This is a genomic window from Campylobacter concisus (assembly GCF_902460595.1).
Lineage (GTDB): Bacteria > Campylobacterota > Campylobacteria > Campylobacterales > Campylobacteraceae > Campylobacter_A > Campylobacter_A concisus_BL.
This window is the reverse complement of sequence record NZ_CABPVA010000003.1, coordinates 82603-92082: the sequence shown is the minus strand read 5'-3', so window position 1 is coordinate 92082 and position 9480 is coordinate 82603. Positions and strand designations below refer to the sequence as shown.

The 9480-nt window shown below is 38.2% G+C and carries 10 protein-coding genes; 6 read left to right on the top strand and 4 right to left on the bottom strand.

Annotation, left to right across the window (positions count from 1 at the left end; genetic code table 11):
- Positions 1–133 precede the first annotated feature (133 nt).
- On the top strand, positions 134–730 hold the full coding sequence (locus F3G86_RS06675; RefSeq protein WP_149723389.1) for a DJ-1/PfpI family protein: 597 nt from the start codon (positions 134–136) through the stop codon (positions 728–730).
- Positions 731–1025: 295 nt separating this feature from the next.
- Here F3G86_RS06675 and nspC read toward each other — a convergent pair whose 3' ends face one another.
- On the bottom strand, positions 1026–2165 hold the full coding sequence (gene nspC, locus F3G86_RS06670) for a carboxynorspermidine decarboxylase (protein WP_149723388.1): 1140 nt from the start codon (positions 2163–2165) through the stop codon (positions 1026–1028).
- Between the two features lie 84 nt (positions 2166–2249).
- On the opposite strand from nspC, the gene F3G86_RS06665 reads away from it, so the two are divergent.
- The 3 genes from F3G86_RS06665 to F3G86_RS06655 are packed head-to-tail and all read left to right on the top strand — an operon-like array spanning position 2250 to position 3385.
- Positions 2250–2471, top strand: a complete 222-nt coding sequence (locus F3G86_RS06665) for a MoaD/ThiS family protein (protein ID WP_002941462.1) — start codon at positions 2250–2252, stop codon at positions 2469–2471.
- A 1-nt stretch (position 2472) separates the two neighbouring features.
- Positions 2473–2907, top strand: a complete 435-nt coding sequence (locus F3G86_RS06660) for a molybdopterin synthase catalytic subunit (RefSeq protein ID WP_009295363.1) — start codon at positions 2473–2475, stop codon at positions 2905–2907.
- A 10-nt stretch (positions 2908–2917) separates the two neighbouring features.
- Positions 2918–3385, top strand: a complete 468-nt coding sequence (locus tag F3G86_RS06655) for a molybdate transport repressor (protein WP_149723387.1) — start codon at positions 2918–2920, stop codon at positions 3383–3385.
- A 7-nt stretch (positions 3386–3392) separates the two neighbouring features.
- On the opposite strand, the gene F3G86_RS06650 is transcribed toward F3G86_RS06655, so the two are convergent.
- Positions 3393–4031, bottom strand: coding sequence for a Crp/Fnr family transcriptional regulator (locus F3G86_RS06650; protein ID WP_149723386.1), 639 nt, complete (start codon positions 4029–4031; stop codon positions 3393–3395).
- Between the two features lie 150 nt (positions 4032–4181).
- Positions 4182–4595 (bottom strand): acyl-CoA thioesterase, encoded by a 414-nt coding sequence (locus F3G86_RS06645; protein ID WP_021084995.1) that lies wholly within the window; start codon positions 4593–4595, stop codon positions 4182–4184.
- A gap of 90 nt (positions 4596–4685) precedes the next feature.
- On the opposite strand from F3G86_RS06645, the gene ciaB reads away from it, so the two are divergent.
- Positions 4686–6530, top strand: coding sequence for an invasion protein CiaB (gene ciaB, locus F3G86_RS06640; RefSeq protein ID WP_149723385.1), 1845 nt, complete (start codon positions 4686–4688; stop codon positions 6528–6530).
- Entirely contained in the window at positions 6523–8883 is a 2361-nt protein-coding gene (locus F3G86_RS06635) for a putative bifunctional diguanylate cyclase/phosphodiesterase (protein WP_149723384.1), read from the top strand. The genes ciaB and F3G86_RS06635 overlap by 8 nt, the downstream gene beginning before the upstream one ends.
- An 18-nt stretch (positions 8884–8901) precedes the next feature.
- Here F3G86_RS06635 and F3G86_RS06630 read toward each other — a convergent pair whose 3' ends face one another.
- On the bottom strand, positions 8902–9441 hold the full coding sequence (locus F3G86_RS06630; RefSeq protein WP_149723383.1) for a hypothetical protein: 540 nt from the start codon (positions 9439–9441) through the stop codon (positions 8902–8904).
- Between the last annotated feature and the right edge of the window lie 39 nt (positions 9442–9480).

The window sequence follows — 9480 nt, the reverse complement described above, 5'->3', positions numbered from 1 at the left end:
GAATATTTTTATCAAAAAGCTAATGCTTTATAAATTTAGCTTTTTAACTCAAAATACCTTATTAAATTTATATTTTCTAAAAGTTGAATTAAAATATCAAAAGCATTTTAGATCTCTATTAAAAGGCGAAGCAATGGACATTTACGCTCTTATCTTTGATGACTACGAGACGCTTGATCTCATGGGTCCGGTTGAGTTTTTAGCAAGGGTGCCTGAGATGAAGATAAGCTATGTTTCGTTTGATGGTGGGATGAAAAGAAGCAAGCAAGGCTTTCTTATAAAAACAAAAAAGCTTAGCAAGATGCCAAAAGAGAGCGTTTTGCTACTCCCTGGAGGTCAGGGCACAAGGGCGCTTGTAAATGATAGTGAGTTTATCTTAAAGCTTAAAGAGTGCGTTTTGGCATCTAAATTTTGCCTAAGCGTATGCACAGGCTCGGCGCTCATCGCTCGCACTGGAGAGCTTGACGGACTAAAAGCCACATCAAATAAAAGATCGCTTGAGTGGGTAAAAAGTTGCGGCAGGGCGGTAAAATGGCAAGAGCGCGCTAGGTGGGTGAGAGCTGGTAAGTTTTACACAGCTTCAGGCGTGGCTGCTGGCATGGATATGGCGCTTGGCTTTATCAGTGATCATTTTGGCAAGGAGCTAGCCCAAAAGATCGCAAACGAGACTGAATACAACTGGCAAAAAAGCTCAAAGATAGATAAATTTGCCAAAATTTATGGGTATTAAATTTTAGATAAAGTCAGAAATCTACTAAATTTTAAAAAATATAACAAGCTAAGATAGCTTTAATAAAAAGTGTCAAGATAAAATTTGTAGATAATAAATTTAAATCATTTTGGAGTTCGTAATCGGACTTTAAATTTGCCAAATTTAATAAGTTTAAATTTTGAAAACGAAAATAGCTTCAAGATAAATTTTTAAATTTAAGCAGTTTAAAGCCATTTTGGCAAAATTTACAAGCCAGATAAATTTGACCTATCTTAAATTTAAAAAGCCAAATTTACCTTCAAAAAGCAAAATTCTAGTTCCTGCGCCTATACTCTTCGTAGTCTAGCTCACGGATCATTTTAACCTCGCCATTTTCTTTTAGAAGTAGCAGATCAGGCAGTTTTATGCCGTTAAATGTCGTATTTTTCACGATCGTGTAGTGAATTTGATCTTCAAATATGACTCGGTCGCCAATTTTTAGCTCACTATCAAATTTATACTCCGCATCGCCCGCCTCAAGCCCCACTATATCGCCAGCTAGGCAGGTATTTCCGCCAAATCTATAAGTAAATTCGCCATTTTCACTCTCGCCCCTAACGGCTGGTCGGTAGGGCATTAGCACGGTATCTGGCATGTGCGCCTCAGCTGAGGTGTCAAGGATGGCGATATCTTTCTCGTTATGCACGATGTCAAGCACGCTGCTTATCAAAAAGCCAGTTTGCCAGCCCACCGCTTCGCCTGGCTCCAGATAGACCTCTACGCCGTATTTTTCGCGAAAACGCCTAATTATCTTTATAAGCAGCTCCACGTCGTAATCAGCCCTTGTGATGTGATGGCCACCGCCCATATTTATCCACTTCATCTTTGGTATAAACTCGCCAAATTTCTCTTCAAATGCCTCCAGCACGACCTGTAAGCTGCTCGCACTCTCCTCGCAAAGTGCGTGAAAATGAAGCCCGCTAATGCCATCAAGAAGCTCTGGCTTAAAATTTGCCCTCGTGATGCCAAGCCTGCTAAATTTACCGCATGGGTTGTAGCTATCAGTCGGCGCAAGTGAGACCTCTGGATTGACCCGTAGGCCGCAGATGACGCCATTTTGCAAGGCAATACCCTTGAATTTTTGCCACTGAGCAAAAGAGTTAAAGGTGATGTGCTTTGAAATTTTTAAAATTTCATCAAAGTCCTCATCTTTAAAGGCCGGACTATACGTGTGGATCTCGCCTTTTACGTATTCGCTTGCAAATTTGGCCTCGTGAAGCCCACTGCAAGTCGCTCCGTCAAGGTATGAGCCCACCATATCCATCACTCCGCTAAATGCAAAGCCTTTAAGAGCTACTAAAATTTTAGCTCCACTTTGCTCTTTTACATACTTTAAAAGCTCCAAATTTTTACGTACTTTTGCCTCTTCGCAGACGTAGGCTGGGGTTTTTATGCTTTTTAAAATTTTGTCCATTTTCTTTCTCTTTTGTAAATTTTCAAATAAGTATATCTAAATTTATTTTTAAGTAAAATCAGCAAAAATTTCAAAGGATAAAATGTGGTAGAGATCGAATTTCTTGGGCCTATCGGGCTTGAGAGTATAAAAGTAGAAGCGAAAAATTTAGGCGAGGTAAAAGCGGCTTTAAGCGAGAAAGAGGAGCTTAAAAAGTGGCTAAATATCTGCGCTGTGGCTGTAAATGACGAGATCGTAAGCGATATAAATTTCGCTCTTAAATCAGGCGATAAAATTTCTATCTTACCGCCAGTTTGCGGAGGCTAAGATGCAAATTTATAATGGAAGCTTGGACGTTCAAAGCATCACAAACGAGTGGTATGATAAATTTAAGGATAAAAACTGCGGCGCGCTCATTACATTTGTTGGCATAGTGCGCGAAGAGGGCGGGATTTCGGCGCTTAGCTTTGATATCTATGAGCCGATCCTTAAAAAATGGCTAGATGCTTGGCAAGAGCGAGCCAAAAAAGAAAATGCCTACGTGCTCTTTGCTCACTCAAAAGGCGACGTGCCAGTGCATACGAGCTCTTATGTAGCAGGTGTAGTAAGCCCTCAAAGAAAGGTCGCGCTAAGGCTTATAAACGAGTTTGTCGAGGACTTTAAGGCAAATGCGCCGATCTGGAAATATGACGTGATAAATGGCGAGAGAATTTACGCCAAAGAGCGCAGCCAAGCGATAAATGGCGCTGGACTTTTGGCATAAGAGGGCAAAAATGATAACCAAAGAGAGTAAAAAAGATGTTTTTTGGGCACTAGCCTTTGGGATTGGGCTCTTTGTCTTTAGCGTCGCTAGCTACTTTTATCTTGATCTTGGTACGCCCTCTCTTTTTGGTGTCATCGTTGGCGCCATTTCAACCTTTTTTTGCGTGAGAAAGATCTTGCAAAACAACTTTTTTGAGATAGATGATGATGGATTTGTCATAAAAAAAGGCTCAAAAAATATCAAATTTTTCTTCAAAGATATCGACGAGATCGCCATTAAGAGCTTTGGCGATAAGAAAAAGGTCGATGCGCTAAGTGTTAAATTTAGAAAAAATCGCCTGGGTAGAGATGCGTGTTTTGGCTTAGTTCAGGCACTTGGCGATGATATGATCGTTATTTTTGACAGATATGAGCTTTCGCAATTCACACTTTCAAAAGAGCTTCGAGATAGGCTGGCTAAATTTAAAGATAGGGCGTAAAAGCTTTTTAATTCGTATAACTTTCAAGTTTTTCGTGGTCGATGATGAGAAATTCGTGCGGTGTGATCTTTCTGATGATGTCGTCTTTGATAAGCTCATTAAAGGCTGTTGAGGCGCTTTGGCGCTTGAGACCAACAAAGCTTGAGAGCACTTTTAGAGAAAATGGCAAAAACACGTATTGGTAGCCGTTTTGTTTTAGATCTTGCTCATTTGCAAGCTCGATCAAGAAATTTGCGATCCTGCCCTTTGCGTCCTCAAAGAGTATCGACTTTGTGATCTGGCGCTGCACGATTATGGTGTTTAGAGTGGTTGTTAGGATCTCGCTTGCAGCTTTTTGATTGTGCAAAATTTCGCCGATATTATCTAGTCTAATGACGTAAATTTGGGCATCTTCAAGCACTTCAAAGGCGCAGTTATCATCAAGTATGGCGATATTGTTTTTTTCTAAATGATAAAGGATAAATTCCTCGCCATCTTCAAAAAATGAGAGCTTTGCTGAGCCGGTTTTTAGAACGATGATCTCGATATCTTCGGTGTAGATCGTGCTTGTTTTTGGCAGCTCTTTAAACTCAAATTTCTCCAGCTCATCTTGTGTTAAGATATCTAAAATATGCGTTTGTAAAAGCCCTAAGCGTGATTTTTTCATCTTTCTCCCAAAAAAGTGTAAGGGCTGATTTTACTTTATAAAGCATTTAAATAAGTTGAAATTTATCTTTTTTGAAGTCAATTTTTTTCAAATTCTTTTAAAAATAGTGATAAATTCGAGGGTCTTGGTTGCATAAACTGCAACCAAATTTTAAAAGCCGTGGAGCTTTTTTAGCTTCTCATCTATCGGTTTTTTGTGCCCATCTTTTGTCACACTGACATAGGTAGCAGTCGCACTTGTGACGTGTATAGTCTCTCTAAAACCACCGTCATTTAGCCTAAGCGCAGTCACTTCTATCTGCGTTGTTATCGATGTTTTGCCAACTGCGATGATCTTTGCATAGCAGCTTAGCACGTCGCCAACAAAGACTGGTTGTTTGAAGATGATCTCTTTCATCGAAATAGTCACAACTCGCTCAGGCGAAATTTCTCTAGCTGCCTGAGCACCTGCAAGGTCGATCTGACTCATTATCCAGCCACCAAAAATATTTCCAGCTGAGTTTGTATCTTTTGGCAGCATCACTTGCTTGATGCGTGGCTCGCCAAAGTCCTTTAAAATGTCCATTTTTTGCCTTTTAGATTTTAAATTTTTGGTAAATTGTAGCAAATTTTAATGGCTTTATGCTAAAATCCTGCAACTTTAAGGGATGAAAAGATGAATGATTTTAAAAGACTAAATGAACTTACAAAAGAGCAAAAATCCAAGCTAAACGCTATTTATAAAAATTTAGATGACAAGATCATAGCTGATGCTGTGAAAATTTGTGGTCTTACTGGCACGCCAAGCCAAAAACTAGCCCTTGCTAGAAGGATAGTTGATCTTAAAGTTGATCCACTTCAAAATGAGCTAAAAAAGCTAAATTTAGGCGAGGACGAGCAAAAACGCGTGCTAAATTTGATCTATGGCTACGTTAGAAATTTATATGAAAATTTACACTCAAAGCTTATAAAAAAAGCAAAAGATGAGCAAATTTTAGACTCATTTTATCAAGCCTTTGTTGAGGCTATGCACGAGCTTGGACTTAGTCTAAATTCGTGGCAAATTTCATGGCAAGATAAGATAATAGACACTACAAATAAAGAGTTTGAAGCTAAATTTAAAGATCTAAGCCAGGCAAATGAGTTTATCACTAAAAACGGCTTATTTCAGTGTGATAGTAACGGCGTTAGGGCTGATAGAACTTACGGCGCAGTTTGCAAAGAGGGCGAGAAATTTAGCTTTTTGCCTTACGCGCTTGCCTTTAAAGATGAGGTTAGAGAGCTTAAAAAAGTATTTATAAAAAATCTTGAAATTTTAAGAAATTTAGCTCAAAATGACGAGCAAAAATCCTACGTAAAATACCTTGAAAAGCTGCAAAATGCCTTTTGCGAAGAGGACAATGCAAAGGTGATAAACGCTTGGCAAGAGGCTGAGATAGCGTGGATGGATGTAAAAGGCGCGCTTCAGCCAGGCCATCCGCTGGAGTACTACGAGGATGCTTACACACGCGCAGTTGCGCTTGAGTGGGACATCAGGCTGGTCGATAGCGAGGGCATTGACGAGCTTAAATTTAAAGAAAAGGTGACAAAAACTTACAAAAGCATTTGCGAAAAGATCAAATTTGACAATGCCGTGACAAACAAAGCAGTTGGCGAAAATATCGCTAGAACGCAGCTTTATATAAGCGTGCCGATGATCTATTACGCAGCGGAGCTAAACGGGCTTTTTAGCGCTCAAGTCGTGCCAAATGACGAGAGTGTGAGCGCAAAATGTGGCAAGAAAATTTTTGCTTTTGTAAATCACGTCTACGAGGGCGCAAAGGCAAAGCCTTTTATGAAGCTTGGGGCTGAAATTTTTAGCAAGGAATTTTTGGATTTTGGTAGGGAAATTTTATTTTTAAAGCCAAAAATTTGGAAAAAAGTATATGAAATTTCAACGATCGGCCATGAGTTTGGGCACATTTTATTTATCGGACTTGATACTGAGATGAGTATGAATAAAAGTGGCGTCTTTAAATTTATAGAAGAGTATAAGGCGACGACTGGCGGGCTAGTAAATTTCTTCTTGCACGAAGAGGCGGAGTATAAAATGGCCGTCTTTCACGAGCTAATAGCCCGCGCTGTTGGGCTTATAGCGTGGCGAAAGGTCGATGAGGTGAGGGCTTATTACTGCGAGGGGCTCATACATCTTAGCCTACTTTTTAGGGCTGGAGTGCTTAAATTTGATGGCACACTAAGCGTGGATATGAGTGAGCAAGCTTACGCTAAATTTAAAGAAATTTGCTTAGAGAACTATTACGAGCTAGCACAAACATACGCCAAAAAAGCTGATGCGAGCACGTTTTTGGAGAAATTTTGCCAAAAAGATGAGCTAAGCTATCTGCCAAAAGATGAAGAGTGCAAGAAATTTGTTGAGCATTTCTACGCTAGGTACGAGGCTATCGGCAACGACGTCGATGATAGCGGCGAGTGGCAAAGGTGGCAAAAGCTAGCCCAGGAAGCGGAGAGTGGCCGTGCTTGATAGGATAACAAATTTTCACAACGGCTCGTTTTTATTTATATTTGCCCTGATTATTGCTTATTTTTCTGCTATTTATCTGGGTGATCAGTTTTATCTGACAGCTATATCGGTCGGCACTGATGTAGTGATCGCCTTATTTTTGTTCTTTTTCTTAAAAAGTAGTAGAAATTTAAACTCATACTGGACCTATATATTTTTGGCTATCGCGAGCTGGGCGCTGGCTGATATCCTTTTATTGCTTTATGATAGATCGCTTCTTATGCAAGGAAACATCTCCCGCACGGATCTTATGCAAATTTTATATTTGATCCCATTTTTTATGTTTCTTGTATCTGCTATTGCTTTTTTTGCAAGAATTTTAAAAAGAGTGATATGGCAGCAAGTCGTGGTAGATGCGCTTGCTTTGATGCTTATAACGGTTAGTTTTTTTTGGTTTGTAGTTTTTGATAGAAGTCTAGCAGTAGCGCTTAATAAAGAATTCGTGACTAGCCTTTCATACATCATAATGGATATTTTTATCTTTTGCTTTGTCTTTGTTGTCGCATTTTCACTAAATTTTGTATCAAAAAAACCAGTTTTTAGCTATAAAAGAGTTAGCCTACTTTTATATCTATTAGCCTTGCTTATCATTTGCATTTGCGACGCATACTACTCATCAAAGGCCTTTTTGACACATGGCGGCACAAATGTTCATTACGAGTTTTTCTTTAAAGTTGCGTTTTTTATTATATTTGTAGCTTGCTTGCATCTAAAGGAAAACGAGGCAAATATCAAGATAAGAAGCTATAGAAAAGACTATACAAGGGCGCTTATATATAAATTTATCACCCTGCTTATCGTATCCCTACTTTTTTTAGGAGCTACTAATACAGATAAAATTTACTCAGTTTGGATAGTTTTTCTACTTATGGTTTTGCTAGCCTATGCAGCGCTAATCTATAGTATCTCAAGCACAGTTGCTATGAGGGATCTAGCTAGATCTGAAAGGCATATCATCGCTAAACTAGATGAAGAGATCCAAGATAGTTTAAGAGAGCTTGAAGAAAAAAACGAGCGCTTAAGGCAGCTTAGCGAATTTGACTCACTCACTGGACTTTTAAATAGACAGTCATTTTTAAGCAAACTTTCAGAGATGATAAAGACTAAAGCGCTTGGTGAGAAGATAGATATTTATAGTATCGACATCAACCATTTTAAGGCTATAAACGACTCATACGGTCACTACGTGGGTGATGAGGTGCTTTTAAAACTTTCTAAAAATATCAAAGCTATCTTGCCAGAAGGTGCTATCATCTCAAGGTTTGGTGGTGATGACTTTATGATAGTTTTAAAGCAAAAAAATGAAGGGCATTATAGAGAATTTTTATACTATCTGCTAAACATCATATCCGAGCAAATCTCAGTTGGCGACTATAAGATAGCTCTTGGAGCAAAGGTTGGCGTTAGCTCAACTCAAACAAGTGAAATTTTAGCTGATGATCTCATCATGCAAGCTGGAGCTGCACTTGATGCAGCCAAAAGAGATGTTAATACAAAATATGTCTTTTATGATGATATAAAAGAGATTATTCAGGAGAAAAACTACATAGAAATTTTGCTAAATTCTATGAATTTTGATGAGGAATTTAGCCTAAATTTTCAGCCGCAGTATCTACTAAATGGTAAAAAGATAATAGGTGCTGAGGCTCTTATAAGATGGAACTCTCCAGTAAAAGGCTTTGTAAGTCCGGCTAAATTTATCCCAGTAGCTGAGCAAAGCTCTATCATAAATACAATAGGAATATGGGTGGCAAAAGAGGCTATAAGGCAGATGAGCTACTGGAACAAAAAGTATGGCATCAGCCTAAAAGTTGGCATCAATATCTCGCCAAAACAGGTTGATAATGTAAATTTTGCATCGGACATCTTTGGCTATGTCGAAGAATTTGGCATGGATCCAAAGTGCGTTGATATCGAGCTTACAGAGGCAAGCCTCGTCAATGCCGAAGAGATCATGCAAACAGTCTTAAAGAAATTTTCAGATAAAGGCATGAGCATCTCGATCGATGACTTTGGTACTGGCTTTTCATCGATGAACTACATCAAAAAGTATCCGCTAGATAGGCTAAAGATCGCAAAAGAGCTAGTTGATAATATCGCTATAAATGAGATCGATAGAGACGTTGTAAAAAGCGTTATAACGCTAGCTAAAAATATCGAGCTAAAGACGATCGCTGAGGGTGTTGAGGATGAAACTCAGCTTGAAATTTTAAGAGAGCTAGGCTGCGATGAGATACAAGGTTATTTCTGGGGCAAGCCGATGAACGCTAAAGACTTTGAAGAGCTTATAAGAAGCACGCTTGATCACATCTAAGCTTGTAAATTTACAAGCTTAGCCCATAACGCTTTTGTAGTCTAAATTTTCAAAAAGTAGTAGCTCTTTTTTGCTCTCTTTTATAAGCGCTTTTACTAGCTCTAAAGTTTCTTTGTTTTTTGGCAAGACGAGGTGGATTTTTTCATTTATAAAGATGACAAAGATATTTTTAAGCTCGTAAATTTCACTTACATCTTTTATGTCAAAAATTTCATTTTCTTTTGGCTCATTTTCGTAAAATGCCAAATTTTTCTCATCTACTTCAAAGATCATCTCTTTTTTAAAGTCTGAAATTTCTAAGCTTTTTAGCACCGATTTTCGTCTATTTTTTAAAAAAATTGGATAAAAAATGATCCAAAAAATAGCAAAAATGACGCCGATAATAGTAAAAATTTTAGTTTTTAAAAGCATATCAGCGACAAATCCAGCTATAATAGCCTCCGTAAAAATCATAAAAACATTTATAAAATACTGTTTTCTAGCCTTTTTTGAGAAAAATAGATTAAATGCTTGGTAGTCTATTAAATTTTCTCCAGATAAGACGATATTACATTTCATGATTAACCTTAAAGAAAAATTTGCAAAATTATAACTAAA

Coding starts and splice junctions, on each gene's coding strand:
- nspC (WP_149723388.1), bottom strand. CDS start 2,165: ATGGACAAAATTTTAAAAAGCATAAAAACCCCAGCCTACGTCTGCGAA.
- F3G86_RS06675 (WP_149723389.1), top strand. CDS start 134: ATGGACATTTACGCTCTTATCTTTGATGACTACGAGACGCTTGATCTC.
- ciaB (WP_149723385.1), top strand. CDS start 4,686: ATGAATGATTTTAAAAGACTAAATGAACTTACAAAAGAGCAAAAATCC.
- F3G86_RS06655 (WP_149723387.1), top strand. CDS start 2,918: ATGATAACCAAAGAGAGTAAAAAAGATGTTTTTTGGGCACTAGCCTTT.
- F3G86_RS06660 (WP_009295363.1), top strand. CDS start 2,473: ATGCAAATTTATAATGGAAGCTTGGACGTTCAAAGCATCACAAACGAG.
- F3G86_RS06630 (WP_149723383.1), bottom strand. CDS start 9,441: ATGAAATGTAATATCGTCTTATCTGGAGAAAATTTAATAGACTACCAA.
- F3G86_RS06645 (WP_021084995.1), bottom strand. CDS start 4,595: ATGGACATTTTAAAGGACTTTGGCGAGCCACGCATCAAGCAAGTGATG.
- F3G86_RS06650 (WP_149723386.1), bottom strand. CDS start 4,031: ATGAAAAAATCACGCTTAGGGCTTTTACAAACGCATATTTTAGATATC.